Consider the following 22522-nt stretch of genomic DNA (forward strand, 5'->3'; position numbering starts at 1 on the left):
GATCGTGTCCGCCACCGGCCTCTCGCTGACCGCCCGCGACATCCACATCGACCTCGGCGGCCGACCCGTCCTGCACGGAGTCACCCTCGCCGCTGCGCCCGCGCAGATCACCGCGCTCGTGGGCCCCAACGGCTGCGGTAAGTCGACGCTGCTGTCGATCCTGTCCGGGGTCCGCACCCCGAAATCGGGTCGTGTGCTGCTGGATCAGCGCGACCTCGCCGACATCCCCACGCGCGAACTGGCGCGCCACCGCGCGCTGGTGACCCAGCTCAATCGGACCGACACCCCGTTCACGGTCCGTGAAGTAGTACAACTCGGGCGCTACCCGTGGCTGCGCAGCCCGGAGGCCGCGCACTCGGAAGAACTGATCGACGCCGCCATCGCGGCGTGCGAGATCGGCGATCTGGTCGACCGACCGTTCCCCCAGCTGTCCGGCGGCCAGCAGGCACGAGTGTCACTGGCGCGTGCGCTGGCGCAGGACACTCCGATCCTGCTGCTCGACGAACCGACCGCCGCGCTCGACATCGGGCACACCGAACATGTGCTCCGGATTCTGCGCGAACGCGCGGCGGCAGGCACCACGGTGGTGCTGATGGTGCACGACCTGTCGTTGGCGGCGGCCTACGCCGACCACGTCGCGGTGATGAAGGGCGGCCGTATCCTGGCCGACGGCACCGTGGACGAGGTGATGACGGCGGAGCTGCTGAGCACCACCTACGATCACCCCGTCACGGTGGCCCGACATCCCGAGTCCGGCGAGCTCATCGTCTCGCCGGACCGGTCTGCGTAGTTCTCAGGCGTTCTTACGCACGAGCGTCAGGGCGTACCCGCCCGCGGCCACCAGGCCCACACCGGCCACCAGGGTGAACCACAGACCGAAACTAGATCCGGCGTCGACTTCCGCCGCCAGGCCCGGCATGGCGTCCTCCAGGTCACCGGCCATGCTCGCGATGTCGATGATGTCGTACAGCGAGATGGCCGCGATGATCACACCGGTGACGATGGAGCCGACTGCCGCCACCATCTTCAGCACCGGTACCTGGGCTGCGGCGAACAGCGCACCGAGCGCCAGACCGGCGGCGATGAGGCCCAGAATCAGCGTGAAGATGCCGTCGTCACCGTCCAGGCCGCTGACCGTCTCGCTCTGGCTCGCGGACTGCCCGAACATGCTGGAGCTGACCGACACCGTGGCCCACGGCAGGAACGCGCAGATGAACGCCAGCAATCCGAAGCCCACCGAAGCCCAGTAGGCGGGTGCCGCGGCTCCCGACATCAGGCCGACACCGGCCGCTCCGCCCGCCGCCGGCATCGGCGACTGGCCGAATGCCTGCGGCTGCCCGAAGCCGGGCTGCTGACCGTAACCCGGCTGCTGCGGCGGCTGCTGGCCGAAACCGGGCTGCTGGGGCGGCTGCTGACCGTAACCGGGCTGCTGGCCATAGCCGGGCTGCGGGGGCGGCTGCTGACCGTAACCCGGCTGCTGACCGTAGCCGGGCTGCGGGGGCGGCTGCTGACCGTAACCGGGCTGCTGCTGACCGTAGCCGGGTTGCTGCTGACCGTGGCCGGGCTGCTGGCCACCAGGCTGCTCTCCCCCGGGCTGCTGTCCCCCGTACGGATTCGGTCCACTCATGCGTGTCGTCCTCTCGTCGACGCACCGGCGGTCGGCCCGTCGGTGTCGTTGCGAAAACAATAACCTGAGAGCCTTCTCAGCGACCGGGAGGCAGCAGCGAGAAGAAGTCGCGCGTCACGTTGACGGCGTTGGTGGAGTCGCCGCCGAGCACGATCAGGGTGGCGAAGGCCAGATCACCGCGGTATCCGGCGAACCAGGCGTGCGACCCGCCGGCCACCTCGGCTTCACCGGTCTTGCCGTACACGGCGCCGACGCCGCCGATCGAGGTCGCGGTGCCTTCGGTGACCACCGCCCGCATCATGGGGCGCAGCGCTGCGTAGACCTCCGGATTCAGCTCCGGACGCGGACCCACCACCTTCGTGTCGCGACCGTTGATCAGCACCGGCACCGGAGCCTTGCCGGTGGCGGCCGTCGCCGCCACGATCGCCATACCCATCGGCGTGGAGAGCACGGTGCCCTGGCCGAAGCCGTCTTCGGCGCGCAGCACCAGATCCGGCTCGATCGGGACCGACCCGGCGGCCGAGTCGATACCGGCGATGTCGTAGTGGGCGCCCAGCCCCATGGCCGCCGCGGCATGCGCCAGGTCCGACGGCCCCATCCGCGCGGCCAAGTCCGCGAAACTGGTGTTGCACGAGTTCGCGAAGGCGCGCTGCAGCGGCACCGGTCCCAGCGAGAAGCCGTTGTAGTTGGGGATCAGACGCGGCCCGATCTGAATTTCGCCGGGGCACGGCACGATCGAGGTGGGCGTCACCATGTCGGCGCTCATCGCCGCCGCGGAGGTGACCATCTTGAACGTCGAACCGGGCGGATAGGTGCCCATGGTGGCCAGCAGTCCTCCGCGGTCGGCAGCTGGGTTCTGCGCGATCGCCAGCAGTTTGCCGGTGGAGGCCTGCAGCACCACCATCATCGCCTGCCGCCCGACGACGTTCACCGCACGCTGCGCGGCGTCCTGCACCGACCGCGACAGCGTCAAGGCGACGGCGGGCGCCGGTACCGCCGGATGGTCTTCCAGTACGTCGGCCACCAGCCCGTTGGGGTTGAGCACCGAGATCCGCCAGCCCGATTCGCCGCCCATGTCGTCGGCGACGCGGGTCCGGACCTGATCGAGCACCGCGGTCGCGAAGCCGGGCGCCCGGTTCACCAGTACCGCCTGATCCTGGGTCACCACTCCCGGGACGGCGAGCTGATCGCGCAGGCGATCGAAGTCGGCACTCGGGATGGTCCCGAGCGGCAGCGGCTCGGCGCTGGCCGTCGCCTTCTCGGCGAGGCCTTGCACGGTGAGCCCCGGAATCAACGGTCCCAGGACGGTGACCAGCCGTGCTGCGGAGTCGACCACCGAACCCTGCGCCGCGGCCTCGCCGGCGTCGAAACTGATCGCGACCACCGTGCCGGTGCCCATCACTTCGCTGCCGTCGGCCTCGTTGACCGCGGCCCGCGGCGGCGCGAACGTCGACAGCGCCAGCCGTTGGTCGGCACCGAGGGCGGGATGCACATCGGTCGACGCCCAGCGCACCGACCAGCCCGCGTCGCTGCGGCTCATGGTCACCGTCGCCGGGTAGGTCCACTCGCGTTTGCCGGGCAGCGTCCACGTGTAGGTCACGTCGACGTCGGCGATGTCCTGGTCCATCCGCACCCGGCCGATGCGCGCGCTCATCCCCTCGGCTTCCAGGCCCGCCCAGGCGGCACTCAGCACCGGCTCCGCACGCCCGGGCGCGGTGGTCCGGGCGGCGGCCGCGGCGAAGTCCTGGGCGGCGAAATCGCGCAGGAAGTCCTGCGCGATGCGGCGCGGGCCGTCGTCCTCGGAGCTGCAGGCGACGAGAGCGCCGACCAGCGCCAGGATGAGCGCGACCGCAACGGTCCGCAGTTTCAGATGAGCCATCGCCGCTGATCTTAGGTTGCGTCGTCGGTGGTCAGTCGATCAGGACGGTGGCGAACGTGCCGACCTGCCGGAAACCGACGCGGCGATAGGTTTCGCGGGCGACGGTGTTGAACCCGTTCACGTAGAGGCTCGCGATGCGGCCCTGCCGGGCGATCGCGGCGGCCACCGCTGCGGTTCCCGCGACGCCGTGCCCGCGGCCGCGGAACTCGGGGTCCACCCACACGCCCTGAATCTGGCCGACGCGGCGCGACAGCGCGCCGATCTCGGCTTTGAAGACCACTCGCGGTCCGTCGAACCGGGCGAAGACCCGGCGTGCGGCGATCAGCGACGCCAACCGTCGACGATACGAGCGACCGCCGTCGCCGGCGCAGGGATCCACGCCCACCTCGCTGATGAACATCGCGACGGCGGCCGGAAAGTAGACGTCCAGGTCCGCCGCGGTGACCAGCCGGAGCTCACGATCGACCGGGACGTCCGGATAACCGTCCAGCGCGAGCAGTGGCTGGTCGGCGCGGATCTCCCGCGGCTGCGGCCAGTGCGCGGCCAGCCGCTCCCACAGCGGCAGCGCCAGGTGATCGGGACCCACCACGGAGGTGCAGACCCGCGCCCCAGCGAGGGCCCGCTCGGCGAAATGATCGAGGTCGGCGGCAGTCCCGGACAACGGAATCAGATTGGCACCGGCGAAACACAGCGACGACTCCGGGCAGTCGGCGGTCCACAGCTGGCCGCCGAGGAACCGCGGCGACAGTCCGTAGGCTTCCACGCGCGCGGCCACCATGACCGAGGACACCGGGTCGACGGCCAATGCGCGACTCACCGCGGCGGCATCGCGAGACCCGAGCGGCCGATCACGCAGTAGTCCCAGCACGACCCTCTCCTCTACCGGTTCCTACCGAACCCCCGAGCGTGTGTCAGCTGATCGTCACCACCGGGGATCCCTCCCCAGTCTCCCCCGTCTCGGCGGCGATGCGCATCGCTTCTTCGATCAAGGTCTCCACGATCTTGGCTTCGGGGACCGTCTTGATCACTTCGCCCTTGACGAAGATCTGGCCCTTACCGTTGCCCGAGGCCACACCGAGGTCGGCTTCACGTGCTTCGCCCGGTCCGTTCACCACGCACCCCATCACGGCCACGCGCAGCGGGACCTCCAGGCCCTCGAGCCCGGCGGTCACTTCGTTGGCCAGCTTGTAGACGTCGACCTGTGCGCGGCCGCACGACGGGCACGACACGATCTCCAGCTTGCGCGGACGCAGGTTCAGCGACTGCAGGATCGCGTCGCCCACCTTGATCTCCTCCACCGGCGGCGCCGACAGGGACACGCGGATGGTGTCGCCGATCCCCTCGGCCAGCAGCGAGCCGAAGGCGACGGCCGACTTGATGGTGCCCTGGAAGGCCGGTCCGGCCTCGGTGACGCCCAGGTGCAGCGGGTAGTCGCACTGCGCGGCCAACTGGCGGTAGGCCTCCACCATGATCACCGGGTCGTTGTGCTTCACCGAGATCTTCAGGTCCTCGTAGCCGTGCTCGGCGAACAGGCCCGCTTCCCACAGCGCCGACTCGACGAGCGCCTCCGGGGTCGCCTTGCCGTACTTGGCCATCAGGCGCGGATCCAGGGAGCCGGCGTTGACGCCGATGCGGATCGGGATGCCTGCGGCACCGGCGGCCTGCGCCACTTCCTTGACGCGGCCGTCGAACTCCTTGATATTGCCCGGATTCACCCGCACCGCGGCGCACCCGGCGTCGATGGCGGCGAAGATGTACTTGGGCTGGAAGTGGATGTCGGCGATCACCGGGATCTTCGACTTACGCGCGATCTCGGCGAGCGCGTCGGCATCCTCCTGCCGCGGGCAGGCCACGCGCACCATGTCGCAGCCGGCCGCGGTCAGTTCGGCGATCTGCTGCAGGGTGGCGTTGACGTCGTGCGTCGGCGTGGTGCACATCGACTGCACCGAGATCGGCGAGTCGCTGCCGACGCCCACGCCGCCGACCGACAGCTGTCGGGTCTTACGACGCGGCGCCAGTACCGGCGGCGGGGTGGGCAGTCCGAGTCCGATCGGTCCGCTCATGTTCAGCTCCTTGCGATCAGAAGATCTGTATCGGGTTGACGATGTCGGCGGTGAGGGTCAGCACCATGAAGGCGCCCATCACCGCGACTACCGCATAGGTCAGCGGCAGAAGTTTGTAGTAGTCCACGGGACCGGCCTTGGCCTTGCCGAACCAACCGCGCACGGTGTCGCGGATCCGCTCGTACAGGGCGATCGCCATGTGCCCGCCGTCCAGCGGCAGCAGCGGCACCAGGTTGAACGCGCCGAGGAAGAAGTTCACGCTGATCAGCAGCAGGAAGAATACGTCCCAGTAGCCGTGCTCCACGGCCTGCCCGCCGGTGACCGATGCTCCCCACACGCTGACCGGGGTGTCGACGGCGCGCTCGCCGCCGGTCACCGCGGTCCACAGATCGTCGATCTTCGACGGCAGCGCGATGAGCGCCTTGTAGGTCTCGGCGAACATGTCGCCGGTGAACGACGCCGCGCCGCCCCACACGGTGAGCGCGTTGTAGTGGTTCTGCGTGGTCTGTTCCAGGCCGACGCCGATCGCGCCCACCTCGACCGGCGACAGCGTCTTGTCCGGGTTGCGGGTCATCCGCTGCACCTGCGTCACCGGGACCGTCAGGTCCTGTTGGACGCCGTCGCGCTCGATGGTGAGCCGGACCGAGTCCGTCGACTGCTGCACGCGGGTGATCAGGTCGGTGGAACCGCTCACCGTCTGGCCGTCGACGGCCAGGATGCGGTCGCCCGGCTGCACACCGGCCGCGACCGCGGGGCCGGGACCGGTGCAGTCTACGAGCGTGCCGTCCGGGTGGGTCGACGGGGCCACGCAGCCGACGCTGGTGGCGTGCACCGGGGCGTCGCCGAGGACCGGCAGGCCCCAGCCGAGGCCGACCACCACGACCAGCGCGAAGCCGAGGAGGAAGTTCTGTGCGGGACCGGCCAGCAGCACCACCAGGCGCTTCCACGTGGACTGCTTGTACATCGCCCGCTCGCGGTCCTCCTCGGCGAGTTGGTCGTACGGCGTCATGCCTGCGATGTCGCAGAACCCGCCGAGCGGCACGGCCTTGAGGCCGTATTCGGTCTCCCCGCGCTTGGTGGACCAGACCGTCGGCCCGAAGCCGACGAAGAAGCGACGTACCTTCATGCCGGTCGCCTGGGCGGCCCACATGTGGCCGAGTTCATGCCAGGCGATCGAGATCAGCAGAGCGAGTGCGAACAGCACCACGCCGAGAACAAAACTCACTTCTCGGAACTCACCTTCTCCGGTCCTGCCTTACCGTCACTTGATCACGACCGCTGCGCGATCAGGGCTGCTGCGCATGCGCGCGCCCACCGATCGGCTGCCAATACCTCTTCCACAGTACCTGGCTGCGCCGACCACTGATCTGCCTGCGCGAGCACGTCGGCGATGATCGCCACGATGTCGGGGAAGGCGATCGCGCCGGCGAAGAACGCCTCGGCGGCCACCTCGTTGGCGGCGTTGTAGATCGCGGTGAGGCACCCGCCCGCGGTACCGGCCTGCCGCGCCACCCGGATCGCCGGGAAGACGTCCTCGTCGACCGGTTCGAACGTCCACGACGAGGCGGTGGAGAAGTCCAGCGGCGTCGACGACCCCGGAACCCGGTCCGGCCAGCCCAGGGCCAGCGCGATGGGCAGTTTCATCGACGGCGGGGACGCCTTCGCGAGGGTCGCGCCGTCGACGAAGGTGACCATCGAATGCACGATGGACTGCGGGTGCACGGTCACATCGATCCGGTCGTACGGCACGTCGAACAGCAGGTGCGCTTCAATCACCTCGAGCGCCTTGTTCACCAGCGTCGCCGAGTTGAGGGTGATCATCGGCCCCATGGACCACGTCGGATGCCGACCGGCCTGCTCCGGTGTGACGCCGGCGACCTGCTCGGCCGTCCAGCCGCGGAACGGTCCGCCGGACGCGGTGAGCACCAGCCGGTCCACCTCCTGCGCGGTGCCACCGCGCAGGCACTGCGCGATCGCCGAGTGCTCGGAGTCCACCGGCACGATCTGGCCGGGCGCGGCCGCGTCGAGCACCAGCCGGCCACCGGCCACCAGCGACTCCTTGTTAGCGAGGGCCAGACGAGCCCCGGACCGCAGTGCGGCCAGGCTCGGGGCCAGCCCGATGGAGCCGACCACACCGTTGAGGACCACATCGGCCTCGGTGTTCTCGATCAGCTCGACCATGGCGTCCTCGCCACCGAAGACCGGGCCGCCGACGCGGTCGGCCAGCACCCCGGCGGCGCCCGCATCGGCGACGGCGAGCGCCTCGGGGGGCAGGCCCGTCTCGGCCACCTGCCGGGTCAGCAGATCGAGGCTCCCGCCGCCCGCCCCGAGGCCGACCACCTCGAACACCTCCGGATGTTCGGCGATCACCTCCAGGGCCTGCGTTCCGATGGAACCGGTCGAACCCAAGATCAACACGCGCGTCGTCACACCCGCCATTGTGGCGCACGAGGCTCGGGTTATGCTTATGCCCTGTCAGTCTGCGAAATGTCCGCAGTTGCCGAACACCGAGGAGTTCCTGTGGCAAGCACCGAGGTCGACACCATCGATACCGGCTGGGTTCGGGAGGATCCCGAGGCCCCGTCCGCACGTTTCGGCTGGTCCGGCACCGCTCCCCGCACCTACGCGATCGCCGCCTTCATCAGCGGTCTGATCATGTTCGGCATGCTGGCGGGCAACCACGTCGGCCGTGTCGAAGACATCTGGCTGATCGTCATCGGCGTCGTGCTGATCGGATACGCAGCCTTCAAGATGCGCCCCCGCAAGAACGCCTGGAAGCGCGCTTAACCGTACCGGTATAGGTCACGGCGTGACCTACACCGAAGAAAATGCTCACCAGCCTCCCATCGGCGGCTGGTGAGCATTCGCGTGTTCGGACTGTGTATGGCGGACTAGGTATTCGGGGCGTGCGACGCCCTAGCCTTCTTCGGCCGCCAGCTGGCCGCAGGCCGCGGCGATCTCCTGCCCACGCGTGTCGCGCACGGTGCAGGACACGCCCTGCTCCTGAACGCGGCGAACGAATTCCCGCTCGACGTCCTTCGGGCTCGCGTCCCACTGCGAACCCGGCGTCGGGTTCAGCGGAATCAGGTTCACGTGCACCATCTGGCCCAATGCCTTCCGCAGCTTGGCACCCAGCAGGTCCGCGCGCCACGGCTGATCGTTCACATCGCGGATGAGCGCGTACTCGATGGAGACTCGTCGACCGGTGGTGTCGGCGTAGTAGCGCGCCGCCTCGAGGACCTCGGCAACAGGCCAGCGGTTGTTCACCGGCACCAGTGTGTCGCGGAGTTCGTCGTCGGGCGTATGCAGCGAGACGGCCAGGGTCACCGGAATGCCCTCATCGGCGAGCCGTCGGATCGCCGGCGCCAGGCCCACCGTCGAGACGGTCACCGACCGGGCCGAGATGCCGAAACCGTTCGGTTCCGGCGAGGTGATCTTGCGGACCGCGTCGACCACGCGCTTGTAGTTGGCCAGCGGCTCGCCCATCCCCATGAAGACGATGTTCGACAGCCGTCCGGGCTCCCCCAGGTCGCCGTCGCGCAGCGCGCGCGCCGCGGCGCGGACCTGATCGACGATCTCCGCGGTCGACAGGTTGCGGTCCAGACCGCCCTGGCCGGTGGCGCAGAACGGGCAGGCCATGCCGCAGCCGGCCTGTGAGGAGATACACAGCGTGTTGCGCTCCGGATAGCGCATCAGGACCGATTCGAGCAGCGTGCCGTCGTGCAGTCGCCACAGGGTCTTGCGCGTGGTTCCCGAGTCGGTCGCGACATGCCGGATCGGCGTCATCAGCGTCGGGAAAAGGGCCTCGCCCACCTCTTCGCGGATGGCTGCCGGCAAGTCGGTCATCTCCGTCGCGTCGGCGTTCAGGCGCGCGAAATACTGCTTGGCCAGCTGATTCGCCCGAAACTTGGGCAACCCCAGCTTCTCCGCGGCTGCGATCCGGCCGGCCTCGTCGAGGTCGGCGAAATGCAACGGCGGCTTACCGCGCGCCGGGGCGTTGAACACGAGGGGAAGGCTACTCACGACGTCCATTGTCTCATGCCATGATGAGGGCGTGACCTCTCGCGATCCTGACGCCGACCTGCCGCTGACCCCGCCGACCGCGGCCGAGCAGCCCGCTGCGGCCCCCGCTCCACGCCCCGAGCCGAAGGTCGACGAGGCTCATCGCGTCAAGCACACGCGTTCGCGCGCCACCTATTTCGGGTGGATCGTCGGCTTGATCGTCACCATCCTCCTGCTGTTGTTCATCCTGCAGAACCAGGACTCCCAGGAGATCGACCTGATCTTCGGGAAGATCAACCTGCCGGTGGGCGTGAGCCTGCTGATCGCGGCCATCCTCGGCGCGATCATCACCGTCGCGATCAGCGCCGCACGCATGGTGGAGCTGCACCGGGCCCTGAAGAAGGTCGACAAGGCCCGCAAGGAGCAGAACTAGCCGTTCTACCCGCGGACGGGCTCACATCAGGGCGGTGAGGATCGCCCAGGTGATGAACGCGCCGGGCAGCAGCGAATCGATGCGGTCCATCAGACCGCCGTGGCCGGGCAGCATGGTGCCCATGTCCTTGATGCCGAGGTCGCGCTTGATCTGCGACTCGATCAGGTCGCCGCACGTGCCGACGATCACCAGTACCGGGCCGAGGACCATGCCGATCCACCAGTGCGTGTCGAGCAGCCAGATGCTGCAGCAGACGGCGCCCGCGGTGGCCAGCACCAGCGAACCGCCCAGGCCCTCCCACGACTTCTTCGGGCTGATCGCCGGCACCATCGGGTGCTTACCGAACAGGATGCCCGCGGCGTAGCCGCCGACATCCGAGCAGACCAGCACGATCAGGAAGGTGAAGACGCGGTACCGGCCGTCCTCCTGCTGCACCATGTCGACGGCGAAGATCGCCATCAGCGGCAACCACGCCAGGATCAGCAACGACAGTGAGACGTCACGCGTGTACTCGCGCGGCGCCTCGGTGAGCCCCTGCGCGAACAGCTTCCACACCAGGACCGCCAGCGCGGTGCCGCCGACGGCTACCAGGCCGCCGGTCAGACCCCACGGCCAGGTACACCAGATGATCGCCTGCCCGCCGACCAGCAGCGGAATCAGCGCGACTTCCCGCTCCCCTTCGCGCAGCCGCTTGGCCACCTCCCAGGTGGCGATCGCGATCGCCACCGCGACCACCCCGAACCACACGCGGGGGGCCAACGCGAGGACGGCGATGAGTCCGGCGCCGAGCGCGACGCCCACACCGATGGCGGCGGGGAGATTGCGGCCGGCGCGGGACGTCTTCGACTGCGCGGGTGCGGTCATACTTCGAGCAGCTCGGCTTCCTTGTTCTTGACCAGTTCGTCGATCTGCTCGGTGTAGCCGTGGGTGGTCTTGTCCAGATCCTTCTCGGCGCGCACCACTTCGTCCTCGCCGGCTTCGCCGTCCTTCTGGATGCGCTTGAGCTCGTCGACGGCCTTGCGACGCACGTTGCGCACCGCGACCTTGGCGTCCTCGCCCTTGCCGCGGGCCTGCTTGCCCAGTTCGCGACGCCGCTCCTCGGTGAGCTGCGGGATCGACACGCGGATCACGTTGCCGTCGTCGGTCGGGTTCACGCCGAGGTCGGAGTTGCGGATCGCGGTCTCGATGTCCTTCATGATCGACTGCTCGTACGGCTTGATCACGATCAGGCGGGGCTCGGGCGCGTTGATGCTCGAGACCTGGGTGATCGGGGTCAGCGCACCGTAGTACTCGACCATGATCTTGTTGAACATCGCCGGGTTGGCGCGACCGGTGCGGATGGACTGCAGGTCTTCGCGCAGGTGGTCGACCGCCTTATCCATCTTCTCTTCAGCGTCGAGCAGAGCGTCGTCGATCATCAGCGGTTTCCTTCGTCGTTAGGTCGTGAGTGGCTGGCGGGTCAAGGGTGGAGTCGGGTCCGTCAGGACGAGACCAGGGTGCCGATCGCTTCGCCGGCCACGGCGCGTGCGATGTTGCCCTGCTGGAGAAGATTGAACACCAGAATCGGCATGTTGTTGTCCATGCAGAGCGAGAAGGCGGTCGCGTCGGCCACCTTCAGTTCCTGTTCCAGGACCTCGCGGTGGGTGATCTCGCGGTAGAGGGTCGCGTTCGGATCCACCCGCGGGTCGGCAGAGTAGACGCCGTCGACGGCCTTGGCCATCAGTACCGCTTCGGCCTTGATCTCCAGCGCGCGCTGGGCGGCGGTGGTGTCGGTGGAGAAGTACGGCATGCCCATGCCGGCGCCGAAGATCACGACGCGGCCCTTCTCAAGGTGACGCACGGCGCGCAGCGGCAGGTACGGCTCGGCCACCTGCCCCATGGTGATGGCCGTCTGCACGCGGGTATCGATGCCGCGTTTCTCCAGGAAGTCTTGCAGCGCAAGGCAATTCATCACGGTGCCGAGCATGCCCATGTAGTCCGAGCGGGCCCGGTCCAGGCCGCGCTGCTGCAGTTCGGCGCCGCGAAAGAAGTTGCCGCCGCCGATCACGATGCCGACCTGGGCGCCGCTGGCGACCACCTCGGCGATCTGGTCGGCCACGGTGCCGAGCACGTCGGGGTCCAGACCCACCGAGCCTCCGCCGAACATTTCACCGCCGAGCTTCAGCAGTACCCTGCTGAAACCACCGCGCCGTACGGGTGCCGCCGAGTCGGTCATTTTTGAACTTCGCTCCTCGCGCTCACGGGATGGGCACAACTCTCGTGTGCCCAAAACTCTCCTAAGCATAGTGGCCGGGCGCGCCGAAAACACTTCGGCCCCGGACCTTCCCCACGCTTGTCGCGCGGGGAACGTCCGGGGCCGAAGAAGTGGTGCGGCGCTTAGGCCTGGCCGACCTCGAAGCGGGTGAAACCGACGACGCTGGCGCCGGCCTCTTCCAGGATCTGCTTGACCGTCTTCTTGGAATCGGTCACCGAAGCCTGATCCACCAGGACGACGTCCTTGTAGAAGCCGGTCACGCGACCCTCGACGATCTTGGGCAGTGCCTGCTCCGGCTTGCCCTCGGCCTTGGCGGTCTCCTCGGCGATGCGACGCTCGGCGGCGACGACATCGGCGGGCACCTCCTCGCGCGACGCGTACTTGGCGCGCAGCGCGGCGACCTGCATGGCGGCGCCGCGAGCGGCCTCAGCCGCCGCATCGCCTACACCGGTGTACGAGACCAACACGCCCACGGCGGGGGGCAGGTCCGAGGCACGCTTGTGCAGGTAGACCGCGACCGGGCCGTCGTACGCGGCGACGCGACGCAGAACCAGCTTCTCGCCGATCTTGGCCGAGAGAGCTTCCACGGCGTCGGCCACGGTGCCGTCGCCCAGCGGGGCGGCGTTCAGCGCGTCGAGGTCGCTCGAGCGCAGCGCGGCGGCGGCGGTCAGCACGTCGTCGGCCAGCTTCTGGAACTCTTCGTTCTTGGCGACGAAGTCGGTCTCGGCGTTGATCTCGATCATGACGCCGTCACGAGCGGCCACGAGGCCCTCGGCGGTGGCGCGCTCGGCGCGCTTACCGACGTCCTTGGCACCCTTGATACGCAGTTCCTCGACAGCCTTGTCGAAGTCACCGTCGTTGTTCGCGAGGGCGTTCTTGCAGTCGAGCATGCCCGAGCCGGTGAGCTCGCGCAGACGCTTGACGTCTGCAGCGGTGTAGTTCGCCATGGGTGGCGACTCCCTTCAGAAAAGAAGTGGTGGGACTAGTCGGTGTCGACTATTCGGCGGCCGCGGGGGCCTCGGTGGCGGCAGCCTCGGCGGCGGGCGCCTCAGCAGCGGGAGCCTCGGCCGAGGTCAGCAGATCCTGCTCCCACTCCGGCAGCGGCTCGCCGCTGCCGGCCTCGGGCTTGGTGTCGCCACCGGACTGGCCGGCACGTGCCTGCACGCCCTCGGCGACAGCCGAGGCGATGACGCGGGTCAGCAGCGCGGTGCTGCGGATGGCGTCGTCGTTCGCCGGGATCGGGTAGTCGACGACGTCCGGGTCGCAGTTGGTGTCCAGGATCGCGATGACCGGGATGTTCAGCTTGCGCGCCTCGCCGACGGCGATGTGCTCCTTGTTGGTGTCGACGACCCACATGGCCGAGGGAACCTTGGCCATGTCGCGGATACCGCCGAGGGTGCGCTCGAGCTTGTTCTTCTCACGCGTCAGCATGAGGATTTCCTTCTTGGTGCGACCCTCGAAGCCACCGGTCTGCTCCATCGCTTCCAGCTCCTTCATGCGCTGGAGACGCTTGTGCACGGTGTTGAAGTTGGTGAGCATGCCACCGAGCCAACGCTGGTTCACGTACGGCATGCCGACGCGGGTCGCCTCAGCGGCGATCGACTCCTGGGCCTGCTTCTTGGTGCCGACGAACAGGACGGTGCCGCCGTGGGCGACGGTCTCCTTGACGAACTCGTAGGCGCGATCGATGTAGGTCAGCGTCTGCTGCAGATCGATGATGTAGATGCCGTTGCGGTCGGTGAAGATGAAGCGCTTCATCTTCGGGTTCCAGCGACGGGTCTGATGTCCGAAGTGCGCGCCGCTGTCGAGCAGCTGCCGCATGGTCACGACTGCCATGGGTATTCCTTTATCTCGGTTGCACCGAACGTCGGTCGACGATCGGCCCTGGCGTCCGCTGACCGAGGCCGCCCGGAATGCTCCGGGACCGTGTGCTTCGGTCGTGGTGTCCGGCCGGAAGGGCCGGACGCGCGAACGCGCGTAGTCACCTCGTCGACATGCGACGAGATGCAGTTGTCCACCTTACTCGTCGACACGCCCGGGATCCAAAAGGGGATCCGCTCGCGACCGACGAACGTCTAACCGGCATGAGTTCTGCGCGACGACGCGCCGTCGGACTGGCGGGTGCACTACTGATTCTCCTGGTGGCCGGAGCCTGGGCTCACGCCGCCCCGCGTGTGCGGTACGACTGGCCGCTGGCTCCGCGCCCGGCGCTGACGCGCGGCTTCGATCCCCCGGCGCAGCGCTGGCTGGCCGGGCACCGCGGGGTGGACCTGGGCGCGGCACCGCAGGCCGCGGTGATCGCCGCCGGTGCCGGCCGGGTGCGGTTCGCCGGTTCGGTGGCCGGTCGTCCGACGATCTCGGTGCTGCACCCCGATCAGATCGCCACCACCTACGAGCCGGTGCGGGCGGTGGTGCGCACCGGCGACTCCGTGCTGCGTGGCCAGGTGCTGGGCTACCTCGAGCCGGGCCATCCGGGCTGTCCGGTGGCCGCCTGTCTGCACTGGGGTGCGCGGCTCGGTTCGGGATCGTCGGCCCGCTATCTGAATCCGCTGGCGTTGGTGGGCGCGGTCGTGGTCCGACTCAAACCGGTCGGCGACTGGCCGTGAGCGCTGTTGTCAGGCCCGCGGGTGCGCCTGATCGTGCACCGCCCGGAGTCGTTCGACGCTCACGTGGGTGTACAGCTGGGTCGTCGCCAACGACGAGTGGCCCAGGAGTTCCTGCACCACGCGCAGATCGGCGCCGCCTTCGAGGAGGTGGGTGGCGGCGCTGTGCCGCAACCCGTGCGGGCCCACCTCGGCACCCTGCGCCGCCGTCGCCCGGTGCACCACGGTGCGGGCCATCCGCTGGTCCAGGCGACCCCCCCGCGCGCCGAGGAGCAGCGCCTCGCCGGAGGCCGCCGTGGCCAGCCCCGGACGCCCGGTCCGCAGCCAGTCGTCGATCGCGGTGGCCGCCGGGGCGCCGAACGGCACCGCCCGCTGCTTGTCGCCCTTGCCCACCACCTGCACCACGCGCCGGTCGAGGTCGACGTCGGCCAGGTCCAGACCGCAGAGTTCCCCCACGCGAATGCCGGTGGAGTAGAGCAGTTCGACGATCAGCCGGTCCCGCAATTCCATCGGCGAGTTCCCGTCGCCCTCGCCCTCATCGGCGCTGACACCGGAGGTCTGCACCGCTGCGATCGCCTGGTCGGGGGTCAGTACCGCGGGCAGCACGCGATGGGCTTTGGGCGCCTTCAGCCGGGTGGCCGGATCGGCGGGCAGCAGACCCTCGCGGGCGGCCCAGGCGCAGAAGTTCTTGGCCGAGGACACCTGGCGGGCGACGGTGGTGCGCGCCGCGCCGCGTCGACTCTGCTCGGCGAGCCAGGCCCGCAGCAGTGCGAGGTCGAGGTCCGCGATCGCCACCCCGCGCGCGCCGGCGAAGGTGATCAGGCCGCGCACGTCGCCGACGTAGGCGCGCACCGTGTGCGCGCTGCGGCCCATCTCGAAGCGGAGATGTTCCGCGTAATCGTCGAGCACCCCGGACATGGGTCCGAGTCTACTGGGGTGGAGATATCACGACCGCGGTATAGCGTGTGAGAAGCGAACGCTTACTCGCCACTCCTCCCACCCACAGAATTGCCGCCGTGACCTCCTCTCCGCCCGAGCAGCACCCGAGCCTGGCCGTCGCCGTGCTCTGCGGCGCCGGCATCGTCGTCTCTCTGATGCAGACGATCATCGTGCCGCTGATCCCGCTGCTGCCGACGCTGCTCGAGACCTCCCCGACCAATGCTTCGTGGGCGCTGACCATCACGCTGCTGGTCGGCGCGGTGATCACGCCGATCGCGGGACGGCTCGGCGACATGTTCGGCAAGCGGCGAGTGTTGGCCGCCAGCATGGCGGCGGTGGCGTTGGGCTCGGCGGTCTGCGCGATGGCCGGCGGTCTGCTGGTTTTCCTCGTCGGACGCGGCTTGCAGGGTCTCGGCATCGGCGCGGTCTCTGTCGGCATCTCCCTGATGCGCGACATCGTGCCCGCCGCGCGGCTCGGTCCCGCGGTCGGCGCGATGAGCGCGTCACTGGGGGTGGGCGGCGCACTCGGGCTGCCCTTCGCCGCGGTCATCGCCCAGCAGTTGAGCTGGCAGGCGCTGTTCTGGGTGAGCGGCGCGGTGGCGCTGCTGGCGCTCGTCGCCGTTCTCGCGACGGTACCGACGCACGGCGAGGCCACCGGCGGTCGATTCGACGCGGTCGGCGCGGTCGGCCTCACCGCGCTGCTCACCTGCGTGCTGTTGGCCCTGTCCAAGGGCGCGGCCTGGGGATGGGCCAGTCCCACGATCCTCGGTCTGTTCGGCGCCTTCGTCGTGTTCTCGGCGCTGTGGTGGCGGTGGGAACGCCGACACCGGAATCCGCTGATCAACCTGGAGTTGAACATCGCCCGGCCGGTGCTGCTGACCAACATCTCGTCGGTCGCCGTCGGCTACGCGTTCTACGCGATGCAGATGATCCCCATCCAGCTCCTGATGGATCCGACCTCCGCCATGTCGGCAGGCAGCGTCGGCATGGGTCTGTCGATGGTCCTGGCCGCGCTGGTGCTGATGCCCGGCGGCCTGGTGATGTTCGCGTTCTCGTACGTCTCCGCCGAGATCACCCGGCAGCGCGGCCCCCGGATCTCGCTCTCGCTGGGCGCGGCCGTCCTCGGCGTCGGCTACGGCCTGCTGCTGCTGATGCTCGGCGGGCCGTGGCAGGGCGCCTGGTGGTGGCTGCTGTGCATCAACATCGTCGTGGGCGCAGGTCTGGGCATCGCGTTCTCTGCCATGCCCGCGTTGATCATGCTGTGGGTGCCCGTCTCGCACACCGGTGAAGCCAACGGCGTGAACGCGCTGATGCGGTCGATCGGCACCTCGGCGGCCACCGCCGTGGTCGGCATGATCCTGGCCGCCTCCCGCGTCGTCGTGCCGGGACCCGACGATGTCGGCCCGGTGAGCGTACCGACGTCGTCGGCCTACCTCTGGGCGGCCGGTATCGCGCTGGCGGCCTGCGTGATCTCGGCTCTGACCGCCTTCGCCGTGCCCAGGCAGCCACCCATCGAGGAGCACCGCATCCTTTGATGTGAATCACCCGGGCGGCGATCCTCCGGAAGGAATCCGAACCCGGGCCTAGGATTCACAGCATGAAGCTCCTCACGCCGCTCGATCACGCCATGCTGCGCATGGAGTCCGCGCGCACACCGATGCACATCGGCGCGCTGGCGATCTTCCGCCTTCCCGAGGACGCCCCCGACGACTTCGTGCGCCAGGTCTACGAGGCCTTCTCCGCGCTCGCCTATCTCCCCTTCCCATACGACAGCGAGATCGCCCACGTTCCGATCGCGGTGGCCGCGTACTGGAAGAAGGCCGACCCGGACCCGAGCTACCACGTGCGCCTGCACGCACTGCCCGCCCCCGGCGGCGAGGCCGAGCTCGGCACCCTCGTCGAGTACCTGCATTCGCGTCCGCTGGATCTGTCGCGACCGGTGTGGGAGGCCCACCTCATCGAAGGTCTGTCGGACAACCGCTTCGCCTTCTACTTCAAGGCCCATCACTGCGCCACCGACGGCGCCGCCGCCGTCGAGACCATCCAGAGCTGGCTCAGCACCGATCCGACGGGCCTGCCGCCCACCGGCACCCCGGACGAGAGCCCAGACATGGGGTTCTTGCAGAAGCTGACGATTCTTCCGCGCCGCTTCACCGAGGGCACGCTGGCCACCGCCGAGGTGCTCAACCGGGTGGCCCGGATGACGTTCGGCTCCGAAAGCGTGATCCGCACCGCGGTCAGCACGCCGGATTCGCAGTTCAACCAGCACCTCGGGCCGCACCGTCGCGTGGCCATCGAGAACATGGAGCTGGCCACGCTGAAGGAGATCGCGAAGGCCACCGGCGCCAAGGTCAACGACGTGATGCTGTCCATCATCGGCGGCGCCGTGCGCCGGTACCTGCTGGAGCAGGACGCGCTCCCCAAGCAGAGCCTCACCGCGTCGGTACCGATCGGGCTGACCCGCGAATCGGACACCCGGAACGCCGCGACCGGCATCGTCGCACCGCTGGGCACCGACATCGCCGATCCGCTGGAGCGGATGAAGGTGGTGGCCGCCCACACCCGACGCGGCAAGGACGACATCGACCATCTGAGCCGCACCGCGCAGGACTACTTCGCGCTGATCGGGCTCACTCCGCTGCTGATCGCTCAGCACACCGGCCTGGGCGACCGGACGCCCACGCTCTTCAACTTCACCGTCTCGAACGTGGTGTTGGGCAAGGACAAGCTGTACCTGCTCGGCGCGGAACTGCTGACGCTGGTGCCGATCTCGTTCCTGGTCGACGGCTACGGCCTCAACGTGACGCTGGTGGGGTACGCCGACACGGTGACGCTCGGCTTCGTCGGCTGCCGCGACACCCTGCCGCACCTGCAGCGACTGGCCGACTACACCCGCGAATCGATGGCCGAGATGCTCGATGCGATCGCCGAGCTCCCGGCCCGCGAGGCACCACCCGCCGAGTGAGTCAGTTCTGGCCGGCGGCGCGTTCGTCGGCCTTCCACTGGCGGAAGCCCTCTTCGGTGCGGCCGCGTCGCCAGTAACCGGAGATCGACGCCGCACGCTGCGCCGAGACTCCGCGTTCCTTGCGAACGTAGGGACGCAGGTTCTTCATCACCGCTTGCGCCTCGCCGTGGATGAAGACCTGCGGTTCGCCGTCGAGCCAGGGCGCGGCGCGTACGGCCGCGATGACCGGGGCGTTGTCGCCGCTGGCATCCTCGCCGGCCGCGTCGGGTGTGGCCCCGCGGTGCACCCAGGTGATCGTCGCTCCCGCAGGCGCGATCAGCTCCAGCTCGTCCGCCTCCCCGGCGACCTCGATGAAGACCTGCGCGACCGCGTCGCCGGGCAGCGCCTCCAAGGCTGCGGCGAGTGCCGGCAGCCCGGCCTCGTCGGAGACCAGCAGGTGCCAGGGCGCGGTCGGGTCGGGCCGGTAACCGCTGCCCGGGCCGCGGAAGGTGACGCGTTCACCCGGCTGGACGCGGGCCGCCCAGGGTCCGGCGATGCCGTCGTCGCCATGGACCACGAAGTCGATGGCCAGTTCGCGGGCGTCCGCGTCGTAGCGGCGCACGGTGTAGGTGCGCAGGGTCGGGTCGTCGGCGCCCTCGACGGGGAAGGCGATCTTGACGTACATGTCGGTGTCGACGCCGTCGGCATCGGCGGCGGGGGCGAAGTCGTCGAATCCCTCGCCGCCCAACCACACTCGGACCATGTGATCGGTCAGCCATTCGGTGCGCAGGACCGACATCGTCTGGAATTTCTTGGACATGAGCTTCACCGTACCGGCATCCGTCGGCACGAGTAAGGCACCCCTAACTGACGCTAGTCTCGAGGGCATGGCGATCACGGTGACCCGCGAGCAAGTGATCGCCTTTCGGGCTCGTCGGCATCACCTCACGGCGCCGGCCTCGAACCTGGCCTCCGCCGCCGGGGCCTGCGGAATCGGCGACTCCCCGCCCGGGGCCGCGCTGCTCGCCCTCGGCGCGCGCCTGCCGACGCTGACCGCGCAGGACCTCGACGACGCTCTGGATTCCGGTGCGCTGATACGGACCTGGTCGATGCGCGGTGCACCCTTCCTCGTCCCCGTCGCCGATCTACCGGTCTTCACCACCGGTGTCCTCGGCGCCACGGAAGATGTTCGCGCACAACTGATTCGGGGCGTGATCCCGGCCCTGGCCACGCTCGACCTGACGCTCGACGAGGCGGTGGCCCGGTGCCGGGACGCCGTCACCGCGGTCCTGGCCGGCCGCCGGATGCCGATCGGCCCGCTCGGCGCGGAGGCAGCCGCCGCCATCGCGCCGCAGCTGTCCACCGAACGACGACGCCACTGGCTGGCCGAAGGCCCGCACGCACCCGGGCAGCCGCTGGGTGAGGCCGTGGTGCACTTCTGCCTGCGGATTCTGACGCTGGAGCGCCTGGTCTGCTTCGCGCCGCGCGAGGGCAACACCGCGCCCTTCGTGCTGTGCCGCGAGTGGCTCGGCGACCTCCCCGCCGCCGATCCCGAACGCGCCCGGGCAGAACTGGTGCGGCGCTACCTGCGTTGTTACGGCCCGTCGACGCGGCACGACTTCGCGGCCTGGCTCGGTGTCCGCACCGGCGACACGGGCGGCTGGTGGTCGCTGATCGACGACGAATTGACCGCCGTCGACTACGACGGCGAAGCCTGGCTGCTCACCGCGGACCTCGATGACCTGCGCGAGTCTCCCCCGCCGCGCGGCGTGCACCTGCTGCCCGCGCTGGATCCGTACCTGGGTCAACGGGACCGGGCGACGATCGTCGATCCGGCCCACCACCGGGCGGTGTTCACGAACCTCGAAGGGCCGGGCGCCGTGCTGGTCGACGGCCGCGTCGCCGGCACCTGGCGGCCCCGCAAACGCGGCACCTCCCTCACCCTCACGGTGACGGAGTTCACCCCGCTCACCGACGAGGTCCAGTCCCAGCTGACGTCGGCGGCCGAACGTATGGCGCACCTGCGTGGCGCCGATATCGTGCACGTGCTCAGGCCAGACGACTAGGTGAGACCCTGCGTCCCTAATCTTCGATGCGTCGCCGTCCGTCCAGACCGAAGGTGACGAGCTGGACGGATTCGAAGGCTTCCGATGACGTCGCCAGCGTGAAGAGCTCGCGCGCGTGCCGGGTGCATACCGTTTCCGAGTCACTGACGTACAGTTCCGCGATGGCGGCCTCCGGCGTGAAGCGTCCGCCGAGGACGTCTGGCCCGCCCCGTCGCTCCCACCACCGGCGAAGCGCACGACTTCGGCACTCCGATAGGTCGACCTGAACATCGACGATCTCCAGGTGCGCGTAATCCGCCTCCACCAGGCGGCCCATCAGCTGCGCGGCGATTCCCGACCATCCGAGTGTGCCGTGAATGACCACGTTCTCACCGTTGCTCAGGCATTGCCTTTGCAGTTCGTCGGCGACAATTGTCGACTCGCGATGCACCAGCGCTGCCAGTTCTCGCGGGGCTACTGGACGGTCATCGGCGAGCACAAGGTCGAACAGGTCCTGGTAGATCCCATCGGCCATCGCCTGCAGTAGTAGCGAGTCCTTCACCTCGTCCGGATCGATGTCACGAAAATCCGGCCGAGCAGACTCGCGCAAGCGCGTAGATTTCCCCGCGCCGGGCGGTCCCGCGGTAACGACCGCGCGCCGGTCTCGACCGACCCCGGTGTGGCGCGCAAGATGCGAGCGGATCACTTGGCGCCTGATCAATGCACGCGCAGGATCGGCGATGTACAGCCGCTCCGTGCTCCGAACGCTGTCCGTAGACGCCGGCCCACCGGTTCGGTGAGCCTGGCCAGCTGGCCGGCGACGACTGCGGACGCAGCGCTCACTGGCCGCTACTATTTCTCAACTCTTGCGCATGTGCCTGGACGATGAGCCGGTACTGCTCGTAGGTGATCCGCCCACCGTGGAACGCCGACTCGATCTGGTTCCATGTACCGGGCACAAAGGCGTCGACCGCCGCATTGCCACCGTCGGGATACTGGTTGTAGGTGCAGTCGATCTCGATCAGACGAGCCAGCATTTCTGCGTCATCGATCTCACCTGCGTCACGTTCGTCGATGATCTCGTTGGGCGTCGGGGTGAGCATGTCGGCACCCGCAGCCTTGATGATTCTGCTCACCTGCGCCTGTGAAATTTCGGCGAGCACCGCAACCTCGGATTGACTCATTCCCTCTTCGGTCACACCGGTCACGATTGCGCGTACCCGTCGTGCCTTCACCAAGCGCTCTTGCGCCTTCACCGCGGCAATCAACTGCCGGGCCGATTGCTTCGCAGTGTGCTTCGCTCTGGCATCACGTAGTCCTGCGTGTCCGGTCGCTGCCAGCGCGGAAATAATGTCGGTGCCCTTCAGCGGATTGCCCTTACCGTCGTAGAGAACCAACTTCGAGGCCTCCGCGACGCCATATCGAACAGCACCCTTCGGGCGTCCGCTTGTTGTCGACTTTCCGGTCGTGGCTCTGCGCATCCCGGCGACGACGATTCCCGTGGCCGTGCCCCTGACCATCACCGGCTCGCCGTCCGCACCGTGCAGCTTCAAGCCGCCGCTCGCGAAGGCACCTCGCGCCGCACCGGCTACGACCCGGCGTCCGCCGATGCGCCCGGATCGCATTCGCCCGGCCATCCTGGTCGATCTCTTCACGCCAGGCATATGCTCACTCCACCATCGTCCTTCGCGCCCATACATTCGAGTATATACCCAGGTAGAACGTGCAAACAG

General features: G+C 68.8%; 23 protein-coding genes. 7 read left to right on the plus strand and 16 right to left on the minus strand.

Annotated elements, in window-relative coordinates; genetic code table 11:
* Window positions 1-4: 4 nt before the first annotated feature.
* Window positions 5-790, plus strand: a complete 786-nt coding sequence (locus ABD989_RS03500) for a heme ABC transporter ATP-binding protein (protein WP_425556467.1) — start codon at window positions 5-7, stop codon at window positions 788-790.
* A 3-nt stretch (window positions 791-793) separates the two neighbouring features.
* Here the strand turns inward: ABD989_RS03500 and ABD989_RS03505 are convergent, their stop codons facing one another.
* The 6 genes from ABD989_RS03505 to dxr all read right to left on the minus strand — a co-directional run bounded on the left by ABD989_RS03505 (window position 794) and on the right by dxr (window position 8008).
* Complete coding sequence (locus tag ABD989_RS03505; RefSeq protein WP_345312441.1) at window positions 794-1627, minus strand: hypothetical protein; 834 nt, start codon at window positions 1625-1627, stop codon at window positions 794-796.
* 76 nt (window positions 1628-1703) lie between these two features.
* On the minus strand, window positions 1704-3506 hold the full coding sequence (locus tag ABD989_RS03510) for a penicillin-binding transpeptidase domain-containing protein (RefSeq protein WP_246995459.1): 1803 nt from the start codon (window positions 3504-3506) through the stop codon (window positions 1704-1706).
* Between the two features lie 31 nt (window positions 3507-3537).
* Window positions 3538-4374: a GNAT family N-acetyltransferase gene (locus ABD989_RS03515; RefSeq protein ID WP_246995457.1), complete on the minus strand. Its 837-nt coding sequence runs from the start codon at window positions 4372-4374 to the stop codon at window positions 3538-3540.
* Between the two features lie 43 nt (window positions 4375-4417).
* Window positions 4418-5569, minus strand: a complete 1152-nt coding sequence (gene ispG, locus ABD989_RS03520; RefSeq protein ID WP_246995455.1) for a flavodoxin-dependent (E)-4-hydroxy-3-methylbut-2-enyl-diphosphate synthase — start codon at window positions 5567-5569, stop codon at window positions 4418-4420.
* A 16-nt stretch (window positions 5570-5585) separates the two neighbouring features.
* A complete protein-coding gene (locus tag ABD989_RS03525; protein WP_345312442.1) occupies window positions 5586-6794 on the minus strand; it encodes a M50 family metallopeptidase in 1209 nt (402 codons plus the stop codon).
* Window positions 6795-6838: 44 nt separating this feature from the next.
* Window positions 6839-8008 carry a 1-deoxy-D-xylulose-5-phosphate reductoisomerase gene (gene dxr, locus ABD989_RS03530; RefSeq protein ID WP_246995443.1) on the minus strand — a complete coding sequence of 390 codons (1170 nt, stop codon included), beginning with the start codon at window positions 8006-8008 and terminating at the stop codon, window positions 6839-6841.
* Between the two features lie 81 nt (window positions 8009-8089).
* Here dxr and ABD989_RS03535 point away from each other — a divergent pair, with 81 nt between their 5' ends.
* Window positions 8090-8356, plus strand: coding sequence for a DUF2631 domain-containing protein (locus tag ABD989_RS03535; protein ID WP_345312443.1), 267 nt, complete (start codon window positions 8090-8092; stop codon window positions 8354-8356).
* 129 nt (window positions 8357-8485) lie between these two features.
* On the opposite strand, the gene rlmN is transcribed toward ABD989_RS03535, so the two are convergent.
* Window positions 8486-9592 carry a dual-specificity RNA methyltransferase RlmN gene (rlmN, locus tag ABD989_RS03540; RefSeq protein ID WP_246995439.1) on the minus strand — a complete coding sequence of 369 codons (1107 nt, stop codon included), beginning with the start codon at window positions 9590-9592 and terminating at the stop codon, window positions 8486-8488.
* A 31-nt stretch (window positions 9593-9623) separates the two neighbouring features.
* Here rlmN and ABD989_RS03545 point away from each other — a divergent pair, with 31 nt between their 5' ends.
* Window positions 9624-10004 (plus strand): LapA family protein, encoded by a 381-nt coding sequence (locus ABD989_RS03545; RefSeq protein WP_246995437.1) that lies wholly within the window; start codon window positions 9624-9626, stop codon window positions 10002-10004.
* Between the two features lie 21 nt (window positions 10005-10025).
* Here ABD989_RS03545 and ABD989_RS03550 read toward each other — a convergent pair whose 3' ends face one another.
* The 5 genes from ABD989_RS03550 to rpsB form a co-directional block, all read right to left on the minus strand.
* Window positions 10026-10868: a phosphatidate cytidylyltransferase gene (locus ABD989_RS03550; RefSeq protein WP_246995434.1), complete on the minus strand. Its 843-nt coding sequence runs from the start codon at window positions 10866-10868 to the stop codon at window positions 10026-10028.
* Complete coding sequence (gene frr / locus ABD989_RS03555; protein ID WP_246995432.1) at window positions 10865-11422, minus strand: ribosome recycling factor; 558 nt, start codon at window positions 11420-11422, stop codon at window positions 10865-10867. The genes ABD989_RS03550 and frr overlap by 4 nt, the downstream gene beginning before the upstream one ends.
* Window positions 11423-11484: 62 nt before the next feature.
* Complete coding sequence (gene pyrH / locus ABD989_RS03560; protein ID WP_246995430.1) at window positions 11485-12219, minus strand: UMP kinase; 735 nt, start codon at window positions 12217-12219, stop codon at window positions 11485-11487.
* A gap of 161 nt (window positions 12220-12380) precedes the next feature.
* Window positions 12381-13205 (minus strand): translation elongation factor Ts, encoded by an 825-nt coding sequence (gene tsf, locus ABD989_RS03565; RefSeq protein ID WP_345312444.1) that lies wholly within the window; start codon window positions 13203-13205, stop codon window positions 12381-12383.
* A gap of 49 nt (window positions 13206-13254) precedes the next feature.
* A complete protein-coding gene (rpsB, locus tag ABD989_RS03570) occupies window positions 13255-14094 on the minus strand; it encodes a 30S ribosomal protein S2 (protein ID WP_246995426.1) in 840 nt (279 codons plus the stop codon).
* 248 nt (window positions 14095-14342) lie between these two features.
* On the opposite strand from rpsB, the gene ABD989_RS03575 reads away from it, so the two are divergent.
* Entirely contained in the window at window positions 14343-14864 is a 522-nt protein-coding gene (locus ABD989_RS03575; protein WP_345312445.1) for a M23 family metallopeptidase, read from the plus strand.
* 9 nt (window positions 14865-14873) lie between these two features.
* Here ABD989_RS03575 and ABD989_RS03580 read toward each other — a convergent pair whose 3' ends face one another.
* On the minus strand, window positions 14874-15779 hold the full coding sequence (locus ABD989_RS03580; protein ID WP_345312446.1) for a tyrosine recombinase XerC: 906 nt from the start codon (window positions 15777-15779) through the stop codon (window positions 14874-14876).
* A 98-nt stretch (window positions 15780-15877) separates the two neighbouring features.
* Between ABD989_RS03580 and ABD989_RS03585 the strand changes: the two genes are divergently transcribed.
* Together ABD989_RS03585 and ABD989_RS03590 are read left to right on the plus strand one after the other, a co-directional pair.
* The gene (locus ABD989_RS03585) at window positions 15878-17335 is read left to right on the plus strand and encodes an MFS transporter (protein ID WP_345312447.1); all 1458 of its coding nucleotides are present in this window, start codon (window positions 15878-15880) and stop codon (window positions 17333-17335) included.
* A 62-nt stretch (window positions 17336-17397) separates the two neighbouring features.
* Window positions 17398-18765 (plus strand): WS/DGAT/MGAT family O-acyltransferase, encoded by a 1368-nt coding sequence (locus ABD989_RS03590; protein ID WP_345312448.1) that lies wholly within the window; start codon window positions 17398-17400, stop codon window positions 18763-18765.
* A gap of 1 nt (window position 18766) precedes the next feature.
* Here the strand turns inward: ABD989_RS03590 and ABD989_RS03595 are convergent, their stop codons facing one another.
* Window positions 18767-19564: a siderophore-interacting protein gene (locus tag ABD989_RS03595; RefSeq protein WP_246995418.1), complete on the minus strand. Its 798-nt coding sequence runs from the start codon at window positions 19562-19564 to the stop codon at window positions 18767-18769.
* 67 nt (window positions 19565-19631) lie between these two features.
* Here ABD989_RS03595 and ABD989_RS03600 point away from each other — a divergent pair, with 67 nt between their 5' ends.
* The gene (locus ABD989_RS03600; RefSeq protein ID WP_345312449.1) at window positions 19632-20810 is read left to right on the plus strand and encodes a winged helix DNA-binding domain-containing protein; all 1179 of its coding nucleotides are present in this window, start codon (window positions 19632-19634) and stop codon (window positions 20808-20810) included.
* Between the two features lie 16 nt (window positions 20811-20826).
* Here the strand turns inward: ABD989_RS03600 and ABD989_RS03605 are convergent, their stop codons facing one another.
* Entirely contained in the window at window positions 20827-21495 is a 669-nt protein-coding gene (locus ABD989_RS03605; RefSeq protein WP_345312450.1) for a zeta toxin family protein, read from the minus strand.
* 133 nt (window positions 21496-21628) lie between these two features.
* Complete coding sequence (locus tag ABD989_RS03610; protein WP_345312451.1) at window positions 21629-22444, minus strand: hypothetical protein; 816 nt, start codon at window positions 22442-22444, stop codon at window positions 21629-21631.
* Window positions 22445-22522 lie beyond the last annotated feature (78 nt).

It is taken from the genome of Gordonia alkaliphila (genome assembly GCF_039542465.1).
Classification (GTDB): domain Bacteria; phylum Actinomycetota; class Actinomycetes; order Mycobacteriales; family Mycobacteriaceae; genus Gordonia; species Gordonia alkaliphila.